Annotated in this window: 12 protein-coding genes and 1 pseudogene; 7 read left to right on the forward strand and 6 right to left on the reverse strand. The window is 45.6% G+C overall.

All coding sequences use genetic code 11. The annotated features are described in order from the left end of the window. Nucleotides 1-9 precede the first annotated feature (9 nt). Both J7529_RS04065 and J7529_RS04070 read right to left on the reverse strand, forming a co-directional pair. Nucleotides 10-303, reverse strand: coding sequence for a hypothetical protein (locus J7529_RS04065; protein ID WP_318727937.1), 294 nt, complete (start codon nucleotides 301-303; stop codon nucleotides 10-12). A 29-nt stretch (nucleotides 304-332) separates the two neighbouring features. Then, nucleotides 333-2,477, reverse strand: coding sequence for an IMS domain-containing protein (locus tag J7529_RS04070; protein WP_318727938.1), 2,145 nt, complete (start codon nucleotides 2,475-2,477; stop codon nucleotides 333-335). Nucleotides 2,478-2,697: 220 nt separating this feature from the next. On the opposite strand from J7529_RS04070, the gene pdhA reads away from it, so the two are divergent. Next, nucleotides 2,698-3,729 (forward strand): pyruvate dehydrogenase (acetyl-transferring) E1 component subunit alpha, encoded by a 1,032-nt coding sequence (gene pdhA / locus J7529_RS04075; RefSeq protein WP_318727939.1) that lies wholly within the window; start codon nucleotides 2,698-2,700, stop codon nucleotides 3,727-3,729. A gap of 206 nt (nucleotides 3,730-3,935) precedes the next feature. Here pdhA and J7529_RS04080 read toward each other — a convergent pair whose 3' ends face one another. Both J7529_RS04080 and J7529_RS04085 read right to left on the reverse strand, forming a co-directional pair. Continuing rightward, entirely contained in the window at nucleotides 3,936-4,322 is a 387-nt protein-coding gene (locus J7529_RS04080; protein WP_271939398.1) for a hypothetical protein, read from the reverse strand. 319 nt (nucleotides 4,323-4,641) lie between these two features. Further along, nucleotides 4,642-4,899, reverse strand: coding sequence for a hypothetical protein (locus J7529_RS04085; protein WP_271939396.1), 258 nt, complete (start codon nucleotides 4,897-4,899; stop codon nucleotides 4,642-4,644). Between the two features lie 151 nt (nucleotides 4,900-5,050). On the opposite strand from J7529_RS04085, the gene J7529_RS04090 reads away from it, so the two are divergent. From J7529_RS04090 to J7529_RS24625, 4 genes and pseudogenes are all read left to right on the forward strand, one after another. Then, nucleotides 5,051-5,623, forward strand: a complete 573-nt coding sequence (locus J7529_RS04090) for a hypothetical protein (RefSeq protein WP_271939394.1) — start codon at nucleotides 5,051-5,053, stop codon at nucleotides 5,621-5,623. Between the two features lie 151 nt (nucleotides 5,624-5,774). Next, nucleotides 5,775-6,227, forward strand: coding sequence for an SRPBCC family protein (locus tag J7529_RS04095; RefSeq protein WP_271939392.1), 453 nt, complete (start codon nucleotides 5,775-5,777; stop codon nucleotides 6,225-6,227). A gap of 155 nt (nucleotides 6,228-6,382) precedes the next feature. Then, entirely contained in the window at nucleotides 6,383-6,625 is a 243-nt protein-coding gene (locus J7529_RS04100) for a hypothetical protein (RefSeq protein ID WP_318727940.1), read from the forward strand. Further along, nucleotides 6,622-7,035: pseudogene (locus J7529_RS24625) on the forward strand (PIN domain-containing protein). The gene J7529_RS04100 and the pseudogene J7529_RS24625 overlap by 4 nt, the downstream one beginning before the upstream one ends. 211 nt (nucleotides 7,036-7,246) lie before the next feature. On the opposite strand, the gene J7529_RS04110 reads toward J7529_RS24625, so the two are convergent. Continuing rightward, entirely contained in the window at nucleotides 7,247-7,582 is a 336-nt protein-coding gene (locus tag J7529_RS04110; protein ID WP_318727942.1) for a hypothetical protein, read from the reverse strand. A 435-nt stretch (nucleotides 7,583-8,017) separates the two neighbouring features. On the opposite strand from J7529_RS04110, the gene gltB reads away from it, so the two are divergent. Together gltB and gltD are read left to right on the forward strand one after the other, a co-directional pair. Beyond that, nucleotides 8,018-12,610 (forward strand): glutamate synthase large subunit, encoded by a 4,593-nt coding sequence (gene gltB / locus J7529_RS04115; protein WP_318727943.1) that lies wholly within the window; start codon nucleotides 8,018-8,020, stop codon nucleotides 12,608-12,610. 159 nt (nucleotides 12,611-12,769) lie between these two features. After that, complete coding sequence (gltD, locus tag J7529_RS04120) at nucleotides 12,770-14,254, forward strand: glutamate synthase small subunit (protein ID WP_318727944.1); 1,485 nt, start codon at nucleotides 12,770-12,772, stop codon at nucleotides 14,252-14,254. Nucleotides 14,255-14,467: 213 nt separating this feature from the next. Here gltD and J7529_RS04125 read toward each other — a convergent pair whose 3' ends face one another. After that, complete coding sequence (locus tag J7529_RS04125; RefSeq protein ID WP_318727945.1) at nucleotides 14,468-22,177, reverse strand: polyketide synthase; 7,710 nt, start codon at nucleotides 22,175-22,177, stop codon at nucleotides 14,468-14,470. Nucleotides 22,178-22,197: the final 20 nt, after the last annotated feature.

Genomic DNA, 22,197 nt, shown 5'->3' on the forward strand with positions numbered 1-22,197 from the left:
ACTCCTCCATCAATACAATTTAGTTTCTAGATGATTAAACGGAATAAACACCTCTGTGGGCAACAAAGCTAACTCTTCCTGAAATACCAAAACTGCACGATAGCTGACCTGATTTACCACAACCCCTAGGGGTTGTTGAAATCTTCCCGAATGCTTCTCGGCTGCACCATCAGCCACCGTCCGATAGACTCCATAGGTATCGCGCGCAATTCGTACTAAAGCTGGATCGAAGATATCCAGACCATTAGGGACATGAATCGGATAATCGGGATAACTTGGAGATTCTAAAAGGACTTGTACCACAGATTAACTTTCCTAACCTTACGGGCTATCTACACCGACCAATCTTGAATTCGCCATTGGCCATCTTCACGAATCAACTCATACTCAACTCGAATTTCATCATTATAGGAAGCCCCTCGATCTACCTCACCATTACGGTAAAACTCTACTGACTCATTCACTGTTGCATCGACCGTTGCTCGATCTTCATCATCGAGATTTATTGTCACATCGTTAATCGTCAGCTCATGCTCATACTCACCATAGAAATTATCTTGCTGATCTTGCGTCGCCCGTTGTCTTTGAGTGGATAAAGCTGGATCGACCAAAATTGAGGACAACTCATCTACTTGATGATTAGAACCAAAGGCATTTGCCTTCGTACTCAACCAAGTTTCAATCACCACTTTTGCCCTCTCTTCGGTCAACGGCCCCGTATCGGCTGTCGGTTGGGCTGGTGGCTCAGGAATCTCTATGGGGGGTTGATTGAGCATCAATTGTAACTGTTCCCCTTCTAAGCCAGGAGTAGTATTGAATAGGGAACCCACCAAACCGATCACTTGGCCGATCAGCCAAATCAAAAGCCATAATCCCAATAATCCACTCGCCGCCAGGAGAGCCAACCGTCCCCAATGAATGGAAGACTTACCCGTTGTAGAATTGCTTCGGCGACTGGACCCCCGCCTCTGACCGCTAGGGACTGGACGCTGATTGGCTGGGCGATCGCCAGAGACAACTGGAGAACGGCCAGTTTTTGCTTTAGGCGGCTCGGAGCGCGTTAACATAGCGGTGGTTGCTGGCACTCTCCTTCCCTGATGATCTCCCTGTTCTCTGACCGCAGCCGAAGAGATAGAAGCCATCTCTTCTGTTTTCTTCAGACTGACCTTCCCTTGCCTCTCGCGCTTTGAAAGGGTTTCTGGTTTGGACTCCACCACACTCCATTGATTTTGCTCAGTGCGATCTAAAGGCAAAGCTTCTAAATAGGCTTGTACTTGGTCATCGGCAAAATACTCTTTCAACGTCTGCTCACAACCGGCCAGATCCTGAAAATGGGGAAATACCTCTTCCTGTAGCCAACGCTCACTATACAAACACAAGCCCGGTAACAAATCGGGAGCGCCCTGAGAATTTTCTCGAATAAAGCCTAATTGTTCGTATTCCCGACTTAATTCAAGCGCTCTGGTCGCTTCTTCCGTTTGCCCCAAGAGCAAACAACACACCGCCTGCTCTAAATGTACATCTTGCCGAGACCCCAACCGCATCAGCATTCGTTTAGCTCGGTTAATCAGGGCAGGTTGTTTGTAGGCAAATCCACGTACCAATAGGGCATAAACCGCTAAATAGGTCGCCACAGCCGAAGGGCGCTGGGCTTCGGTTTCAAACAGGGTTTGCTGTTCTAGGGATGTTAGATAACTGCGTAATTGTTGGATAAAGCGCAGGAAATCATCAATACTGAGTCCCGACTGATCGTCACCTGTTCCATCGAGTCCGCCCCGTTCTTGTAGCATATCCCGCAACATTTGAATCCCGTGGCGATGGGCGATCCCATCCTCAGAATTTTCGGATAATAATTCTAGAATGCGGTAGGGACGCAGTTTATATAAGTCAGCTTGCAATTCTCCACGCAGGCTCGGAAATACGCCTTCTTTCAACAGCAGTTTTTCGGCATTTTCTAAGGATAGGGCGGCTTGCTCATAGGTTCCCTGTTGCCATTGTTCTCGCCCCAATTCCAGACCAGAGAGTGCTAAGGTTAAAACCACATCAGCGCGGGATAATTGAGGAATAGTATTGATCTGCGATCCTTCAGGAGGCTCAGAAGAGAAATGTTCGAGATACTCTGTCCCCAGATTTAAGACCAGTTCATATTCTCCCAATTCTAGGAGAATCAACAGGGCCCCCAAAACTTGAGGGTCTTCGACCTCCAGTGAGGGCAAGGTTTCTTGAATCTGTGTCTCTTCTTGTCCTTGTCCTGGGAGCTTATGAAAGGTTTTTTGGTCGTAAGCTGTTTTTGCTTCTGGATTGGATAAAATATTGTAGGCGCGATCGAGCAGGGATTTCCGAGAGCCGATCGCCGTTTCCGAATATTCCCGCCGAGGCAACTGCATCGTGCGATCGCGGTGGGCCTGTTGCAACTGTTCGGCAGTTGCCTGTAGTGGGACACCTAAAATTCGGTAATAATCCAGCGGAATACGCACAGTCTACTCCCTCAGCAGCGATGCTTACAGTTTAGGGTCTGGAAAACCTGCCCCCCTTGTAACCCTTAGAATTATACTTCGGACAACGATTCTTGTCTTGCCCTCCTTTAGATTTTTTCATCAAGTTCCCATCTCCCTATCTCCCCATCTCCCCATTGACGTATACTAAGTCTTTGCACAACAATAACATCAGCTTGTAGTGGTAGTAAGGGACGCATTCATGGCTCAAGAGAGGATCGTACCAGAATTTGATTCATCTTCCGTGAAAATGAGTCGAGAGGAAGGACTCAGACTCTATGAAGATATGGTATTAGGGCGGGTATTTGAAGATAAGTGTGCAGAAATGTATTACCGGGGCAAAATGTTCGGTTTTGTCCATCTTTACAATGGTCAAGAGGCAGTGGCTTCTGGCGTAATTAAATCCATGCGCCAAGATGAGGATTTTGTCTGTAGTACCTATCGAGATCACGTCCATGCGTTGAGTGCTGGAGTTCCGGCACGAGAAGTCATGGCTGAACTGTTTGGCAAAGCGACTGGATGCTCTAAAGGTCGGGGTGGCTCGATGCATATGTTTTCTGCCGAACATAAGCTCTTAGGGGGTTATGCATTTGTGGCGGAAGGCATTCCTGTGGCGACAGGTGCAGCATTTCAGAGTAAGTATCGTCGGGAAACCATGGGAGATGAAACTGCCGATCAAGTGACGGCTTGCTTTTTTGGGGATGGGGCTTGTAATAATGGCCAGTTTTTTGAATGCTTGAATATGGCGGCTTTGTGGAAGTTGCCAGTTCTGTATGTGGTCGAAAATAATAAGTGGGCAATTGGTATGGCTCACGATCGAGCCACTTCAGTACCAGAAATCTACAAAAAGGCCCATGCCTTTGGAATGCATGGGGTTGAAGTTGATGGGATGGATGTTTTAGCGGTTCGCGAAGTGGCTAAAGAGGCGATCGCCCGCGCCAGAGCTGGAGAAGGGCCAACCGTAATTGAAGCCTTAACCTATCGTTTTCGGGGCCATTCCTTAGCCGATCCCGATGAACTGCGCTCTAAAGATGAGAAAGAGTTTTGGTTCCCCAGAGATCCCATCAAACGGTTTGCTGGCTATTTAACCAGTAAAGAATTAGCAACTGAGGCACAGTTAAAAGACATCGATCGCAAAATTCAAGCCCTGGTAGATGATTCCGTCAAATTTGCCCTCGAAAGCCCTGAACCCGATCCAAGTGAACTCTATAAATATGTGTTTGTAGACGATTAATAGATGACTTGCAGAAGTTAGGAAATCATCAATAGTCCTGAGAATCCAGGAGTATTGTATTGCTATCTATTTTCTTACTACCTATGCAAGAAATCTAATGAACATTAATGAAGTAGGGGCGAACTTTTTTTCGCCCCTACTCTTATCGCTTCATGTAATCAGTCACCAACTGATTACTTCAAATTACCCCTTACCAGTGCCAAGCCCTACTCACGAATCGGCCCGTTATAGTCTACTCTCACCCAAGAACCATCTTTCGCAACTGTGACCACACTTTCGACTGTGGGAACAGAGAAACCCGGTTCTCCCCCATAGAATTTAAACATCCAACTACCATCCTCGTTATCCACAAATGGAGAGGAGGTGGCATCTCCATGCATGGAGCTTTCTGCACGATATTTGCTCAATCCTCCATTGGCTTGTTCTGCTGCTTGACGAGCCAAATTTTTAGCCCGACTTAAGCTGAAAATATCTTCAACTTCGACTCTAACTTCTGGATCGATGGGTAAAAGAGTTGGTGTTTGGGCAAAAGCACCCAGAGGAATTAAGGTTAAACCAGTAAGCGCTAACACACTAATCAACGTATTAGACATTTTTACATGACCTCATATTGACAATCAATCTATCCTAACTTTACAGTCTAAAGACCATTAGGTGGCGTTTTAAGTTCCCAACTTAGAGAATAGTTTAGAATCAATTAATCCATATAAAGTGAAGATTAAATGAACCTGCCTTCGGAACGAGAAACAGAACAAACTGGTTCTCCTCGATTGCTAGAGTAACTATTACCTCGTCGGAAGTATAGCGCTTCGCGCTAGGGAATAGGGAATAGGGAATAGGGAATAGCTTGTATGGCTTGGGTTCTAAGGTTTCAAGCTGTACCTCACAGAAGAGAGAAATGCGATACTATGCCTATTTCTCAATTCTTTTTTTCAAAGTATAAACCAAACAATATCCTTCGGCAAATTTCAGGGAATAGTTACTGACAAGTTCCCAACCGCTTTTGCCATATATATTTAAGATTTTGACGACCATTTTGGGTTTACACAGGAGACCCTTTTGGCGACGAAAATGAGTGATTTGACCCTGGGGATAGAGCGATCGCACAGCGGTGATTTTCCCGGTGCGATCGCACATGACCAGTAGTTCTAAATAGCGCCAAATACTCATCAATCTTTCGGGAACTCCATCTCTCACCCTCCGTTAAAAAGTTCACCCTTTTTCCTGGCGATCCGGAACTTCCCCGATCTGAGCAATTGTTGATTGACCGCTATACCGTTACCATAGTTTAGAGTAACCCCATCGTTGCTTTATCTGCGCTATGGTTAAGCTCCGTTCCACCTTATCTCTACTTCTCGGATACATCCTTACTCTGACGATCGTTTCAGGGGACTCTCAACCCGCACAGGGACAACATCAATATCAAAATCCGGATGTTCCTTTTCCTTCGATTCTGCCATTGGACACTGAGCTATTGGAAGCAATTGAGCAAGGAAAACCTGTCTCTATCAGTGAAGGTGCAATTGTTACAGAAAATACGATTAAAGAGGGTCGCTTAACCCTACCAAGTTTATGGTGGGCTAGCAAGCAATATGGGAAGAATTTGCTGGTCACCTGGTTTGCCTATCCCAGTGGCGATCAAAACACCCCTGGGCGAGTCGATGTCGTGGTCAACCGTCAAGCTTGGCGCGAGACTTGTTATTTGAACCGCTATGAGTTCGTGACCAAAATGGGAGCGATCGCCCGCGACTATGGCTATAATACTCGTCTGTTTAACCGTCAAGGGGAAGGTTTAGCCAGTTATACTTGTAATTTTGCCACTCCTAACTTCTGCAATGTTCAAGGTCTGATTGTTAATCAAGGCGTTAACCAAGATTGTGTAGTGAGTCAGTAGAACGTTCTCTAAACTAATATGATAGACTAGGGAAATCTTATATTTTCACTTCCTCTTGCCCTAATAGCATTTCTCTATCAAGAGGCAAAAAACAAAGAACTTAAAACCCTTAGATTCCCAAAAATACGATCGCTCATTCAAAAATACTTTTATGAAAAACTGGTTAGAACATAGCGTACAAGTCGAAGTCGAAGCGCCGATTGATTTCGTTTGGGAATTATGGTCAGATCTCGAACAAATGCCCCAATGGATGAAATGGATTGAATCGGTTCACGTATTAGAAGAAAATCCCCAATTGTCTCGATGGAAATTGGCTTCAGGAAACTTTGAATTTAGTTGGCTCTCACGGATCTTAAAACAAAGTCCCAATCAAATTATTCAATGGGAATCAGTTGATGGGTTGCCGAACCGGGGGGCCATTCGCTTTTACGATCGCCATGAAACCAGTATTGTTAAACTAACCGTCGCCTATGCCATTCCGGGAATTGTGGGCAAACTGATGGATAAATTGCTCGGCCCCACGGTAGAATCGACCATTCAAGCGGACTTAGACCGCTTTCGAGCCTATGCGCTCCAGAAAATGGCAAATGACTTTAACGGGTAGTTCATTAGAAGTTAGCTATGAATTTCGTATGGGATGGGGATCATACAAGCATTCAAACTGTTGAATGCTAAAATTGAATATCGATCCAGATGCTCTTTAATTTGGTACGGATGCGATAATAGGGTCTAGACCTAGGATAGGAGTTAATAAGGCTAATGACATGGCAAGAATTACAAAGTCAGGCGTTGCACTTACCCATTGGAGATCGTTGGCGTTTAGTACAAGTCTTGTTAACCTCTATTCAACAAGAAACTCAAGTCTCTACTGCTTCAACCGCAAACCTCAATTCTTTAGCAGATCTCGATCCTTGGACTCAAAGCCTTATTGGTGTCATTGAATTGGATACACAAGAGATAACCAACTCCTATATCGATTACCTGGAGAAGAAATACAGTTGAAGCAAGTTTTATTTGATAGTGATGTTTTGTTGGATATGCTCGTTCAACGACAACCCTTTGTTGTTGCCTCTGCACAAGCTTTAAATAAGGTAAAACAACCGCAAGTGTAAGGATATGTTTCTGGTCATAGTATAACCGATATTTTCTATATTTTGCGTCGTCAAGTAGGGGGTGAAAGAGCGCGTCAGCTTTTATCGATATTATTGGAGCATCTTCACATTGCTAGTGTAACCGATGAGGTTATTCGGGCTGCCCTGCAAAGCTCTATGACTGATTTTGAAGATGCTGTAACCAGTGAAGCAGCAAAGGCCGCTGGGGTGGAAATTATTGTCACCCGAAATATTCCAGATTTTGTCGCTTCATCAATCCCTGCCATATTACCAGAAGAATTTTTAGCTATGCCATATTGATGCGAAAAAAGGACAGTAAAAGTGTGTAGCAACTTCTCTGCATTATTTCTGCTAGATCTGATGATTTTATTAAGAAAACGGCGATCGCCAAAAACAGCGAGCCGATCGCGCCGAATCAGATTTACAACAGCTACGCGAGAAGCTACGCCAGTTAAATATCGATCCTGATTCTCTATCGTCGTTTCTTCAGGGTTAGGTAAGGTGAGTTTAATTAAAGAATAAAATCAGAGTAGATGCTAAAGGAATCATCATTTTCTTCTTGAATCAGTAGTATAACGGCTTTGGGTTCTCGCCATTGTTGCTTCTGTATGGTTTCGATAAAGCCCTTGGAATTGAAATAATTAAATGAACCACCATAAACACAAGCCTGCATTCCCAATGTCACATGATTATCTAAACGATCTAATAGAAGAAAGTTGTTTTCTTGCAGCCACCTATTTACATTCAATAATGGTAGAACTTCTTCAATTTCTTCATCATATTCATCATCTTCGTTCAGATATTCTTCTAAACTAAATATCAACAATACATCGGTAATCCAACTCATGGTTATAGACCAGAAAACTGCAATGAATTATAAATTTCTAAATCATCCAGAATTGAGGCAAAAAAGAAAGAGTAAAATGGTCTAGCAAGCGATCTGCTGGATTTCTGCTAGATTGGCTACAAATTTTCAGACTGACTCTTGGGTTAAGGAAATGCTAAGAAATATTTCAGAAACCTTGGGGCAGATCTGATCATTTTATTAAGAAAAAGGCGATCGCCCGGGTTTACCGGCAAAATCTATCCTACATCTAAAAGCAACGGTTTCCAGTTCAGGAGATGAGGTGTCAAGAAAATTAGGGATTTGACTTAAACAACCCATAAGCCGTGTGCTTTAGGGCGTGTATCACAGATGCACAAACCTAGGCTTTATTGCCTCCTGTATCCGGTTCCCTCCTTCAGAGAACATTGAGGATTGAAAAGAAACTATACCAAGACCATGAACAGAACCACATCACCCCAAAAACAGGGTCTATACGATCCCCAATTTGAACATGATGCCTGCGGAGTTGGCTTTATTGTACACATGAAGGGGGAGAAATCTCACTCAATTGTTGAGCAAGCTCTCACTATTCTGGTTAACCTTGAACATCGTGGTGCAGTCGGTGCAGAACCCAACACTGGAGATGGAGCGGGTATTCTGCTGCAAATGCCCCATAAATTTATGGCAAAAGTTGCCCAAGAGCAAGGCATCAACTTACCGGAGGCAGGGCAATATGCGGTAGGCATGATTTTCTCATCTCCCGATCGCGAAGCCAGAAGCAAAGGACGAGAAATTTTTGAGCAGATTATCGCTGAAGAAGGGCAAAAAGTCATCGGCTGGCGGGATGTGCCCACCGATAACAGTAGTTTAGGGGCAACCGCTCAAGCGAGCGAACCCTTCATGCAGCAAGTGTTTATTGCCCGAAATCCAGATATAGTTGAAGATCTCGCCTTCGAGCGCAAACTCTACGTGATCCGCAAGCGCTCCCATACAGCTATTCGGACTCCAGGAATCGATCGCTATTGGTATCCCAGCAGTATTTCTTGCCGTACCTTAGTGTACAAAGGCATGTTAATGCCGCCCCAGGTAAAAGCCTACTTCCGGGACTTAAGCGATCCAGACTTAGAAAGCGCCCTCGGTTTAGTCCATTCCCGGTTCAGCACCAACACCTTCCCCAGTTGGGAGCGATCGCACCCCTATCGCTATGTTGCCCATAACGGGGAAATCAATACCCTGCGCGGTAACATTAACTGGATGCACGCTCGCCAATCTCTCTTTGGCTCTGCCTCTGAAGAATTTGGCTCCGATCTAGACCGTATCCAACCCATTATTAACATTGATGGCAGTGACTCCGGGATCTTCGACAATACCCTGGAACTGATGACCCTGGCTGGGCGAAGCCTTCCCCATGCAGTGATGATGATGATCCCCGAACCCTGGGCGGCTCATGAGTCCATGAGTGACGAGCGCAAAGCCTTCTACGAATATCACGCTTCCTTAATGGAACCCTGGGATGGCCCTGCATCCATCGCCTTTACCGATGGCACTATGATGGGAGCGGTCTTAGACCGGAATGGTCTGCGTCCTTCTCGCTACTATGTGACCAAAGACGACCTAGTCATCATGGCCTCAGAAGCTGGCGTTCTACCGGTTGAACCAGAGAACGTAGCCAAAAAAGGTCGCTTAGAACCCGGTCGTATGTTCCTCGTGAATATGGACGAAGGGCGGATTGTGGCGGATGAAGAAATTAAACACCAAATCGCCAGCGAGCATCCTTATCGAGAATGGCTGGATCGATACCAAGTCAAACTCTCCGATCTGCCAGAAGCCAAAGAAGAGTCAGCTCCTAGCTTGCCCTTAGTTCAGAGACAACGGGCGTTTGGCTATACCTTTGAAGAATTACGGATGCTAATCGCCCCCATGGCCCAAAATGGAGTAGAAGCCGTGGGAGCGATGGGAACTGATACCCCCCTGGCAGTACTCTCCGATCGCCCGAAATTGCTCTATGAGTATTTCAAGCAACTGTTTGCCCAAGTTACAAATCCCCCCATTGACTCGATTCGGGAAGCGATTATTACCTCGCCGATCACAACCATTGGTTCCGAACGTAACCTGCTCAAACCGGAACCGGAAAGCTGCCACCTGATCCAGTTGCCCACTCCCATTTTGAGTAATGCGCAGTTGGCGAAACTGAAGCAGCTCAGTGAAGGTAAAACCGAGGGGTTTCGTTCGCTAACGCTGCCAATTCTCTTTGACCCCAAAACTGGGGTAGAAGGTCTCGAAAGCACCTTAGAGGGCATATTTGCCCAAGCAGATGAGGCGATCGCCGAGGGGATTAACCTAATTATCCTCTCTGACCGAGATCTTGATGGCGATCGCGCCCCCATTCCCGCGCTGTTGGCCGTTTCGGGACTCCATCACCATCTGATCCGCGCTGGCACTCGCACCCGTGTGGGCATTATCCTGGAATCCGGAGAACCCCGCGAAGTCCATCACTTTGCCGTTCTGATTGGCTATGGTTGTGGGGCAATTAATCCCTATTTGGCCTTTGAAACCATCGGCTCGATGATCGAGCAGAATAATATACCGCCGATGGATTATGAAAAAGCCTGCAAGAACTACATTAAGGCTGTGACCAAAGGGACGATTAAAATTGGCTCGAAAATTGGCATTTCTACGATTCAGAGCTATCGCGGAGCGCAGATTTTTGAGAGCTTGGGCTTAAGTTCTGAGGTGGTGAATAAGTATTTCACTTGGACAGCTTCGCGCTTGGAAGGGATTGGCGTGGATGTGATTGCCAAAGAGGCGATTGCCCGTCACCATCAAGGATTCTCCAGCGACATCCCCACCCTAGAAGCTGGGGGCGAATATCAATGGCGCAAAGATGGAGAAGCACATCTTCTGTCTCCGGAAACCATTCACCTGCTGCAACGGGCAACTCGCGAAGGGAGCTACGAGCTGTACAAAAAATACAGCGCCCAAATGAATCAACAGGGGAAAGAATACTTCCGGCTGCGAGATTTGCTGGAGTTCAAGGCGCGCGATCCGATTCCCCTAGAAGAAGTGGAACCGGTAGAAGCAATTACAAAACGCTTCAAAACCGGAGCGATGAGTTATGGATCGATTTCTAAGGAAACCCATGAGAGCTTGGCGATCGCCATGAACCGGATTGGGGGTAAATCCAATACTGGGGAAGGCGGTGAAGATCCGGAGCGCTATACCTGGACAAACGAGCGTGGTGACTCCAAAAATAGCGCTATTAAACAGGTAGCTTCGGGACGGTTTGGGGTCACCAGTTTGTACCTCAGCCAAGCCAAGGAAATCCAAATCAAAATGGCTCAGGGGGCAAAACCTGGAGAAGGGGGACAATTGCCTGGACGGAAGGTATATCCTTGGATTGCCAAAGTGCGCCACTCAACCCCTGGCGTGGGTTTAATTTCTCCTCCCCCCCACCACGATATTTATTCCATTGAAGACTTAGCTGAGTTAATCCATGACCTGAAAAATGCGAATCGCCAAGCGCGGATTAATGTCAAATTGGTTTCAGAAGTGGGTGTAGGGACGATCGCCGCTGGAGTTGCCAAAGCTCACGCTGATGTGGTTCTCATCTCTGGGTTTGATGGGGGAACAGGAGCGAGTCCGCAGACCTCGATTAAACATGCAGGTCTACCTTGGGAATTGGGTGTAGCAGAAACTCACCAAACTCTGGTGCTGAATAATCTGCGATCGCGCATCGTGGTGGAAACCGACGGACAAATGAAAACCGGGCGCGATTTGGCGATCGCCGCCCTCCTCGGTGCGGAAGAATATGGCTTCTCCACGATGCCCCTCGTTAGCCTGGGCTGTATCATGATGCGGGTCTGCCATAAAAACACCTGTCCCGTCGGTGTTGCCACGCAAAACCCCGAACTGCGGAAAAACTTTAACGGCGACCCTGAATATACGGTTAACTTCATGACCTTTATCGCCCAGGAACTGCGGGAAATCATGGCTCAACTTGGTTTCCGTACCGTGAATGAAATGATTGGGCGCACCGATGTTCTGGAGCCAAGGAAAGCGGTCGAGCATTGGAAAGCCAAAGGTATTGACCTCTCTAAAGTTCTCTATCAACCCGAAGTCGGCGAAGATGTTGGGCGCTATTGCCAGATTCCCCAAGACCATGGATTAGAGAAATCCCTCGATATGACGGTACTGCTCGATCTGTGCAAAGAGGCGATCGAAAATGGCACCCCCATTCGCAAAACCCTACCGATCCAAAATACCAACCGCGTCGTCGGTACAATCCTAGGCAACGAAATCATTAAACGCCATTGGGACGGACTGCCAGAAGACACCATTCATCTCCACTTCCAAGGTAGTGCCGGTCAAAGTTTTGGGGCATTTGTACCCAAAGGAGTCACCCTAGAATTAGAAGGGGATGCCAATGACTACTTTGGCAAAGGCTTAAGCGGCGGTAAGGTGATTCTTTATCCCCATAAATCCTCGACCTTTGTCCCGGCTGACAATATTGTGGTCGGTAATGTAGCCTTCTACGGTGCAACCGGCGGCGAAGCCTATATTCGCGGCATGGCGGGCGAGCGGTTCTGTGTTCGCAACTCCGGCGTGCAAGCTGTGGTTGAAGCTGTGGGAGACCATGCCTGCGAATACATGACTGGCGGTAAAGTCGTCATTCTGGGCAAAACCGGACGCAACTTTGCTGCTGGAATGAGTGGCGGTGTTGCCTATGTTTTAGATGAAGCTGGCGACTTCTCCACCCGTTGTAACCGGGAAATGGTGGATCTTGAGAACTTAGAAGATCCAGAAGAGATCCGCGAGATTCATGAAATGATTACCAAACATCGCCAATATACCGAAAGCAAACGGGCTGAGTTGGTGCTGGCATCTTGGGAGTCCATGAGCCGGAAGTTTGTCAAGGTGATGCCTCGCGACTACAAGCGGGTTCTCCAGCATATTCAAAATGCTTTAGCCAATGGCTTAAGCGGTGATGATGCCCTGTCAGCCGCATTTGAAGAAAATGCTCGCGACATTGCTCGCATCGGCGGAAGCTAGGGGGAGATTCCAGACACGGGGACGCGGGGACGCAGTAGCTCCCTGAGCGGAGTCGAAGGGAGTGGCAACACTCCAAACACGGAAGTAAATTCCTACTCCCCACTCCCCCAACCCTATTGAAGCGTGTTTTGTATTTATCAGTAGAGAGAGGGATCGATTATGGGAAAAGCAACGGGTTTTATGGAGTACCTGCGCGAAGTCGCAGAAGAGGTATCGCCCCAGAAACGTATAGAAAATTGGGATGAATTCCATCTGCATATGGAGGACGATCGCCTGCAAACCCAGGGCGCTCGCTGTATGGACTGTGGCACACCCTTTTGCCATACGGGATTAGAAATTAGCCGCATGGCAAGTGGTTGTCCGATTAATAACTTGATTCCAGAATGGAATGATTTGGTCTATCGGGGATTATGGCAAGAAGCCCTCGATCGCCTGCACAAGACGAATAATTTCCCTGAATTCACTGGCCGGGTTTGCCCCGCACCTTGTGAAGGGGCCTGTGTTTTGGGCATTACCAACCCTCCAGTAACGATTAAGAATATTGAATATTCCATTGCTGAAAAAGGCTGGGATGAAGGCTGGATCACACCCACATTACCTCCGCAACGAACCGGGAAAAAAGTGGCTGTTGTCGGTTCCGGGCCGGCTGGTTTAGCCGCAGCATCCCAACTCAACCACGCGGGTCATTGGGTAACGGTCTACGAACGGGAAGACCGTCCTGGGGGACTACTGATGTATGGTATCCCCAATATGAAGCTGGATAAGAAAGAGGTGGTTTTACGCCGGTTGGATGTTTTGCAAGCAGAAGGGGTAACGTTTGTTTGCAATATGGAAATTGGTAAGGATCTGCCAGTAGAAAACCTGCTCAATGACTTTGATGCAGTGGTTCTGTGTACGGGAGCGACGAAACCGCGCAATTTAGAAATTGAAGGCCGGGATCTCAAGGGCATTCATTTTGCCATGGAATTTTTAACCGGCAATACGCGCACGGTACTCGACGGAAATCCCACAGAGCATTATATTTCCGCAGCCGGTAAGGATGTGATTATTATCGGTGGTGGCGATACGGGGACGGACTGTGTGGGCACTTCGATGCGCCATGGCTGCAAGAGCGTCACGCAGTTGGAAATTATGCCTAAACCGCCAGAGAGCCGAGCTGCCAATAATCCCTGGCCGGAGTGGCCGAAAATTTACCGCATGGACTACGGTCAAGAAGAGGCAGCGGCGGTGTTTGGAGACGATCCGCGCGTTTATACCACCACGGCGACCCGATTTGAGGGGGATGAGCAAGGCCAGGTGAAGGCAGTGCATACGGTACAGGTGGAATGGACGAAAAATGAGCAAGGGCGCTTTATTCCCCAACCTATTGAAGGTACAGAGGAGGTTGTACCCGCACAACTGGTGCTGTTAGCCATGGGATTTTTGGGGCCGGAACAACCTCTATTAGATGCTCTGGGTTTGGAACGGGACGGCCGCAGTAATGTGAAAGCCGATCAGGGTGATTTTGTGACCAGTATCCCCGGTGTTTTTGCGGCAGGGGATTGTCGTCGCGGTCAAAGTTTGGTGGTTTGGGCGATTAATGAGGGTCGCGGTGCAGCACGAGAGTGCGATCGCTACCTAATGGGATCGACTAATTTACCTTAAGTTCTGTTCTCCACAAGTCAACTTCTGTAGAGGCCAACATCTGTTGACCTCTACGAAGTTTTATCCCTCTTCTGTCATTCTGCGAGTTCTTAGACTTAGTCCTAATCTTAGCGATTGTTTCCCTTCCGTCCCAATGATGGCTATTTCAACAGACTTGATATCACACACTGAGGCTAGGAAACACGTTATTTTTTATGATTTCATACACTTATTTTATATCCTATTATAAGGTAAGTTGATAAAGCCACTTTTGTTCAAATATGAAAGCATTTTTTCTAGGTATGGCTTATTTATAGAACTAAAGGTGATTTCACTGCCGAGCAACCCATTCTGAGTATCGCGATCGTCAATAGTAACTCCTGAAAGTATACCCGCCTCTTTTTCTGTCAATTTTTCCACTCCAGACTGCACACCAAAAAAGTAAGGATAGAGCGGATTGTTGGGATGATTTGATAAAGCCATCTCCCAATCAGTTGATGAAACTTTTTTGACAGAGGAAACTAAAGAGCAAATTAAATCAAATACATCATTCCAAGATGTGGATTTAGGATTAACGATATTAAATGTTTTACCCAAGGATGTCTCTTTTTGAGACAAGTAAATAATTGCTTGACTTGTTTCATTTATAGGAACCCAGTTCTCTCCTAACTTACCTCCTAAAATTGGCACCATTCCCAATTCAATACAACCCATAACATAGCGACAAATTCTATCATCAATCCTGCTAGCACCAGTATTAGCATCTGATGTTATCGTTGCTAACCGATATATAGACGTAGGAATCCCGATATCCCTCCCTGTCGCTACTAATTTCTCCGCTACCCATTTACTTTGGGAGTAACCAGTTGTCAGATTATTAGCTTCCTCACTTTCATGATTACTAGATGATAATAAAGTTACATAGCTAGATAAGAAATGCACGGGTTTTACATGAGTTTGACTAGCTAATCTCAAAACTTCTTGAGTTCCTAAAACATTAGTCGGTTTGAGTATAGTATAGGGATAAAGATGATTCGTCCAAGCTCCACTGTGATAAATCACATCAATCTGGTTGGCAAGAAAGTTAAATTCTTCCGTTGATAACGCGAAAAATTTACTAGATAAATCTCCTACTACAGGGATGATTCTGGAGCTAAATTTTTCTTCATCCCAGAGCCAATAAGATTCCAATTTATCTTTGAGTTTCTGTTTAGCTAAATCCCTATTATTAGCCCGAATTAGGCAATATATATTTGCTGAAGTTTTTTGCAATAACTCATCAAGCAAATAAGCTCCAATAAAACCGGTTGCTCCTGTCAAGAAAATGTTCTGAGGTTCAGCAATACTTCGGGTCACAGTAGAGTCAACAACAATACTCGGATCTAAGGTTGCTTCGGCATTAAAATCAATTTCTTCAGCAGACAAGTCATGACTAGGTTTATCTGAGCTATTTGTGACAGCAAATTCCAGAGGAATTATATCGGCTAAATGCTCTACTAATGCCTCAACAGTAGGGTAGTCAAATAACAATTTAGAACTCAAATTGATCTGTAAACTTGACTCCAACCTGTTTTTCAATTCCACTGTCATCAGGGAATCTAATCCTAAGTCAAACAAAGGCTGACGCATTCCTATCTGTTGTGGATCTTTCCAGCCCAATGTTTTGGCGATCAAAGAGCGAATCTGATTTACCAATAATTCTTGACGTTCTGAAACGGGTACTGATTCAAGTTGTTCCCTGAAGGCTGAATTTTGGGTTAATGATGGCTCACTTGACATCAAACCCTCTAAGAAGGGTATCTTTCGCCCGCCAGGGAGCTGCTTGACAAATTTTGACCACTGAATAGGCCACACTATAACTTGACTAGAAGAGTCAGATAGCAATGAACCCAATGCCTGCATTCCCCTTTCTGGTTCTATGGCAATTACCCCACTACTCTCCAGTCGCTTTTGATTGAGACTATCTAAACGAGCCGCCATTCCTACCGATCCCCAAGCTCCCCAGTTGATACTCAACCCTGGTAATCCTAGACCTCGACGATAGTGAGCTAATGCATCCATAAAAGAATTGGCCGCAGCATAATTTCCTTGGCCAGGCCCCCCCAAAATCGAAGCTACAGAAGAAAAGCAGACAAAGAAATCTAAGGATAAATCTTTGGTGAATTGATGCAAATGCCAAGTTCCTTGAACCTTGGGTGCCATTACTGTGGTAAACTGTTCCCAACTCATCTGTTGCAGTACTCCATCATCCAATACTCCAGCGGCATGAATCACTCCTTTGAGTGGGGGGAATGATGTTGATATTGCCTCTAAAGTTTTGGCGGCATCTTCTTGACGGGAAATATCCCCTAATAAGATATCCACAGAAGCTCCATCTGTTTGTAAGTTGCTTATGATTTGTTGTGCTGTTTCACTGGGAGCGCGACGGCTGCTCAAGACGAGATGCTTGGCCCCCTGTTTTACCAACCATTGGGCTACTTCCAATCCTAATGCTCCTAATCCTCCTGTAATCAAATAACTTGCTTCTGATTGGATGGACTTTGGCTTGATAGAAACTTGTGGCATCTCCACAACTACCTTGCCGATGTTCTTAGCTTGTTGCATGTACCGGAAAGCTTCCGTAATTTCTGTGCTGGCAAATACCTTGTGAGGTAGGGCAACAAGTTCTCCTTGGTTGGATCTATGGATTACTTCCTCTGACAACTGAGTGACTACTTTGGGTTGTTGTTGGAATACTTCTCCTAAATCAAAGGGGAAATAGCTGATATCTGGTCGTTTTTCTTTGACTTGCTGTTCTCCCCAAATCCCAATTTTTCCAATTTCCACAAATCTTCCTTGAGGAGCTAATATTTCTAAATTCTTGGGAATGTACTCTCCGTTGAGGCTATTGAGGACTATATCTACTCCCCCTCCTCCAGTAAGCTCCAGAACTTGGTCAGCAAAATCTAGGGTGCGGGAGTTCATAATATGTTTGATGCCTAGGGACTTGAGAAACTCCCATTTGGGCGGACTAGCTGTGGCAAAAATTTCGGCTCCTGCCCGTTGAGCTATTTGTACTGCGGCTTGCCCTACGCCTCCTGCTGCTGCATGAATTAATACTCGTTCTCCAGGTTGAATTTTGGCTAACTTCTCTAATGCGTAGTAAGCCGTAGAAAATGTTACTGGTAAAGTGGCTGCTTCGCTGAAACTCATGGGTTTCGGCTTGGGGATGAGATATTCAGCTAGGGTAATGGTGAAGCTGCTGAAGCCATCGTGAACCATATTTGTAATTACTTCGTCTCCTACTTGCCATTGTGAGACTTCTGCTCCGACAGCAGAGATTATTCCTGTACATTCCAAGCCAAAGGTGAGTTGTTTGGAACTGGTAATGCCCAGGTATTCGGCATAGTAATCTTGGAGTAATCCGAGGGCATTAAGCACGTCTCGAAAGTTTAGTCCTACTGCCGCTACCTCAATTTCGACTTCATGGGCTTCAGGAAGACGACGCTGCATTGGCTGCCAACTGAGGTTCTCTATCACTCCGTATTCTGCTAGTTTTAATTGCACCGGTTGCCCTGGGGAACTCATGGATTGTTGCTGTGGTTTTTGTTCGAGTCTGGCGACATAGCGACTTCCCTGACGTATTGCTATTTGCTCTTCTACATCTTCTGATAGGAGTTCATCGACTAGGAAATCTAAGTTTTCATTAATACTTGCTTCTGGATCACAGTCGAAGCGTTTACACCTTAACTCTAAGTGTTCTTGGGCAATTACTCCTCCTAGTCCCCATAAACTTCCATACTCAGGGTTAATGACTTCGGAGTCTGTTTTGACGCTCTGGGTTCCTTGAGTTACTAACCATAGCTGTGGTATGGTTCCGTCTTTGCTCTTGAGGATTGCTTGCACCAAATGCAGCGCTGCGGCACAGCTATTTTCTTGGATTTTCTCTAATTCTAAGTTATCTTTGTTTGCTGATGGCTGCACTCCCCACAAATGCACAACGCCTGTAATCCCTGGATTTTCCTCTAGCAGTTGCTGAAATTGCTCCTCGCTGGTGGGATTGATTTGATAGTGTTGTAGACTTAGCTGCTTATAGGTCTGTCCTGGTGAGACTTTAATGCACTCGTGACCTTTGTGTTGGAGTGCTTCTAGTAGTTGAGTCTCTTCTGTCAAGACTAACCATTTGCTGCTTGCTGTTGATGGGTGTGTTGAGGATAGGACTTGGGCTTGCCAGTGGATTTGATAATACCAATGGCTGATATCTGGTTGCAGACTTTTGAGGAGGGTATCAGTTGTTGTAACCATTATCCTTAATCCCTCCAGCTCGGCTACCACAGTTCCCTGATTATCTACGAGGAAAATATCGGCTGTTAAGCTGTTTTCTGGTATTTCGGCGATCGCCCATGCTTGACTTATTGCCTGACGATACAGCTTCAATTTCTCTACCCCTACTGGTAGATAAGTTTTATCACCTGTTTCTATGTTGCCCAGAGCATGACCCGTGATTTGTATCGCTACATCTAATAAGGCTGGATGTATATGATAGTTTGTTACCTCTCCTATTAACTCCTCCGGCAAGGCTATTTCCGCGAGGGCTTTGCCTTCACCTTTCCACAACTGTTTGAGTCCTTGGAAACTTCTTCCGTGCTTTAAACCGGTTGACCCACAGAGTTGATAATGTTTTTGGACTTCTATTGCTTGACTACAGTCTCTTTTGTATTGTTCGAGGTCAATTTTAGCTCGGCTTTTAGCAATGGGCTGGGGATATATTTTTCCTTCACTGTGCAATTTCCATTGTCGCACCTGTTGATTCCCAGCTTCTGATGCGCTAAATATTTCAAACTTGTAACTATTATTGTCTAAAAGACTGACGACTGTCTGTACCTTCTTAAGTTCTGTTCCTGGTAGGATCAACCCTTGCGCGATCGCCACATCAGAAACGACGACTTGTTCTTGGGAGCTGAAGAGATTTTTTCCCACTGCCATTGCCATTTCTAGATAGCCTGTACCCGGAAATAGAGCCTGATCAAAGACTTGGTGGTGATTCAAGTAGTCTGGAGATTGAGCGCCTAGGTCGGATTGAAAACGATGTTGATCTTCTATTCCCGCTAGTTCTAGCTTTTCTCCTAGTAATGGGTGTAAATATTGTGTTGTTGATAAACGCGGCTTTTGTTGGTATCGATTATTGCTTTCTATCCAGTATTTTTCTCTTTGGAATGGATAGGTCGGCAAAACTACTTTCTCCCGGTTATAGTTTTGGTCAAATCCTAACCAATCTACTTTGGCTCCCTGTACATACAACTGTCCTAAACTTGAAAGCATCTGTTGCCATTCATCCACTCCAGGACGCAACGATGGTAACCACACACCGACCTCTTCTGGTAAACATTGTCTTCCCATTCCCAACAAAATGGGTTTGGGGCCAATTTCTAGGAAAGTTGTACAGCCTTGCTGGTTTAACTCCTTCATTCCTTGAGCAAACCTTACAGGTTGGCGCACGTGACTCACCCAATATTGTGCGGAGGAAATCGCGTTGTCTGCCTTGGTTCCTGTAAGGTTAGAGATTACTGGTATTGTGGGTTGATGGTAGGTCAGTTGATTGGCGATCGCTTCAAATTCTGCCAACATCGGTTCCATCAATGATGAATGGAAGGCATGGGAGACTTGCAGTTGTTTGGTTTTGATTCCGGCTGATTCCAGGCTGCTGACAATGGCTTTGATGGCCATAGAGTCACCCGAAATAACTATACTTTCTGGTCCGTTGATAGCTGCTATCGATAGTTCTGGATGGGCAGCGATCGCCCCTTTCACCACCGACTCTGATGCCATTACTGAAAGCATCTCCCCACCAGTTGGTAATTTTTGCATCAACCTTCCCCGGGCAGCAATTAATTTCAAACCATCCTCTAAGCTGAATACTCCCGCTACCGTTGCGGCTACATATTCACCCACACTATGACCCATGACGACATCTGGTTTAATTCCCCAGGATTGCCACAGTTGATACAAAGCATATTCTATAGCAAACAAAGCCGGCTGGGTATAGGCTGTTTGGTTTAGTCGGGATGCATTCGACTCATCTATGCTTTCTGGATAGAGAATATCTCGTAATGAAGTGTCCTGGAAAATTTCGACACGACTCAGAATGTCTTCACATTGGTGAATTGCTTCACGAAAAGGGAGGGCTGTTTGATACAACTGTCTTCCCATGTTCACATATTGAGAACCTTGTCCTGTGAAGAGGAAGGCGATTTGGGGGATCGTGGTGTTATTGATCAGTTCTCCTGAGTAAATTCCGGGGACTTCTTCTCGTTCTTTGTACTGTCGGAGTTTCTCCACTAATTCTGATTGGTTGTCTGCAAGGATTGCTAGTCTGTGGTGGAAGTGGGCACGACCTATATTAGCGGTATAGCAGATATCAGCCACCTCTAATTCCGGATAAATAGTTATATAATTTTGATAATTATTGACTAAATCACTAAGAGCAGTTTCAGTTTTGGCGGAGAGAGTTAATAGATGAGCTGCCCGTTCTAAATCATCTTCACTGTTGCCAGTTGCCAGTTGCCAATTATCTTCTCTTGGTGCTTCTTCTAATATTATATGAGCATTCGTCCCACTAAAACCAAAGGAACTCACTCCTGCTATACGAGTTTTTCCATTGGTTTGCCAAGGAGTGAGTTGAGTTGAGACTTTTACGGGTAACTGAGACCAATTAATATAAGGATTCGGTTGATTAAAATGTAGGGATGGTGCGATTTGTTGATGTTGCAGTTGTAGAACTAATTTTATCAAGCCTGCAACTCCTGCTGCTCCTTCAGTATGACCAATATTCGTTTTAGCTGAACCCAGGATTAAAGGGTGCTCTTGAGAGTGGGTTTTGCCAAATACCGATCCTAGAGCTTCCACTTCCATAGGGTCTCCCAAGGAAGTTCCTGTACCATGAGCTTCAATATAACTAACCTCTGCTGGGTCTACTCCTCCATTGGCCAAAGCTTGACGGATAACAGCAACTTGAGACGGACCATTAGGTACTGTCAAGCCACTACTCGGTCCATCTTGATTCATAGCCGTTCCACGAATTACTGCCAGAACATTATCTCGATTGGCCACTGCATCACTGAGGCGCTTTAATACAATAATCCCACATCCATCTCCACGCACATAACCATTTGCTGAAGCATCAAAGGTCTTGCACCGACCATCCACCGATAGCATACGACCCTGAGACAGGGCGATGCTAACCTCTGGAGATAGTAATAGATTCACCCCTCCTGCTAGAGCTAGATTGCACTCTTGATTCCTTAAACTCGAACAAGCTAAATGGATACTAACTAATGAAGAGGAGCAAGCTGTGTCTACGACTAAGTTAGGCCCAACTAGCCCCAGCATATAAGAAATTCGCCCTGATGCTGTACTGTGAGAATTACCCGAACTTATGTAAGCATCAATTTGTTCTAGACCGTGACTCAATATACGGTGGCTATAATCACTGCTACAAATACCAACAAATACACCGGTTTGACTCCCTTTAAGTTGTTGCGGATTCTTTCCTGAATGCTCTAGAGCTTCCCAACTGACTTCTAAGAGTAATCTATGTTGAGGATCTAAATGAATGGTTTCTTTAGGAGAGATACCAAAAAAATTGGCATCAAACTCTTGTACTTGGTCAATAAACCCTCCATAGGGACTGTGCATTTTGCCAGGAGTGTCTGGGTCTGGGTTGTAATAATCATCAAGATCCCATCGGTCTTTTGGGACTTCAGCGATCGCATCTACTCCATTTTGTAAAATATCCCAGAAGCCTTCTGGAGTAGATGCACCTCCAGGGAACCGACAACTCATACCAATAATGGCTATTGGCTCTGTAGCGGCTGCTCTAATTTCTTGTATTTTTGCAGTTGCTTGTTTAAGTTTTAGCAGTAGACGTTGCTCATTTGAGAGCTTTTGGGATGCGTTAAGTTCCATCTTTATTTCTCCTAATACTA

The organism is Roseofilum sp. Guam (assembly GCF_017746735.1).
GTDB lineage: Bacteria > Cyanobacteriota > Cyanobacteriia > Cyanobacteriales > Desertifilaceae > Roseofilum > Roseofilum reptotaenium.

Coding starts and splice junctions, on each gene's coding strand:
- pdhA (WP_318727939.1), top strand. CDS start 2,698: ATGGCTCAAGAGAGGATCGTACCAGAATTTGATTCATCTTCCGTGAAA.
- J7529_RS04080 (WP_271939398.1), bottom strand. CDS start 4,322: ATGTCTAATACGTTGATTAGTGTGTTAGCGCTTACTGGTTTAACCTTA.
- J7529_RS04085 (WP_271939396.1), bottom strand. CDS start 4,899: ATGAGTATTTGGCGCTATTTAGAACTACTGGTCATGTGCGATCGCACC.
- J7529_RS04090 (WP_271939394.1), top strand. CDS start 5,051: ATGGTTAAGCTCCGTTCCACCTTATCTCTACTTCTCGGATACATCCTT.
- J7529_RS04095 (WP_271939392.1), top strand. CDS start 5,775: ATGAAAAACTGGTTAGAACATAGCGTACAAGTCGAAGTCGAAGCGCCG.
- J7529_RS04100 (WP_318727940.1), top strand. CDS start 6,383: ATGACATGGCAAGAATTACAAAGTCAGGCGTTGCACTTACCCATTGGA.
- J7529_RS04110 (WP_318727942.1), bottom strand. CDS start 7,582: ATGAGTTGGATTACCGATGTATTGTTGATATTTAGTTTAGAAGAATAT.
- gltB (WP_318727943.1), top strand. CDS start 8,018: ATGAACAGAACCACATCACCCCAAAAACAGGGTCTATACGATCCCCAA.
- gltD (WP_318727944.1), top strand. CDS start 12,770: ATGGGAAAAGCAACGGGTTTTATGGAGTACCTGCGCGAAGTCGCAGAA.
- J7529_RS04125 (WP_318727945.1), bottom strand. CDS start 22,177: ATGGAACTTAACGCATCCCAAAAGCTCTCAAATGAGCAACGTCTACTG.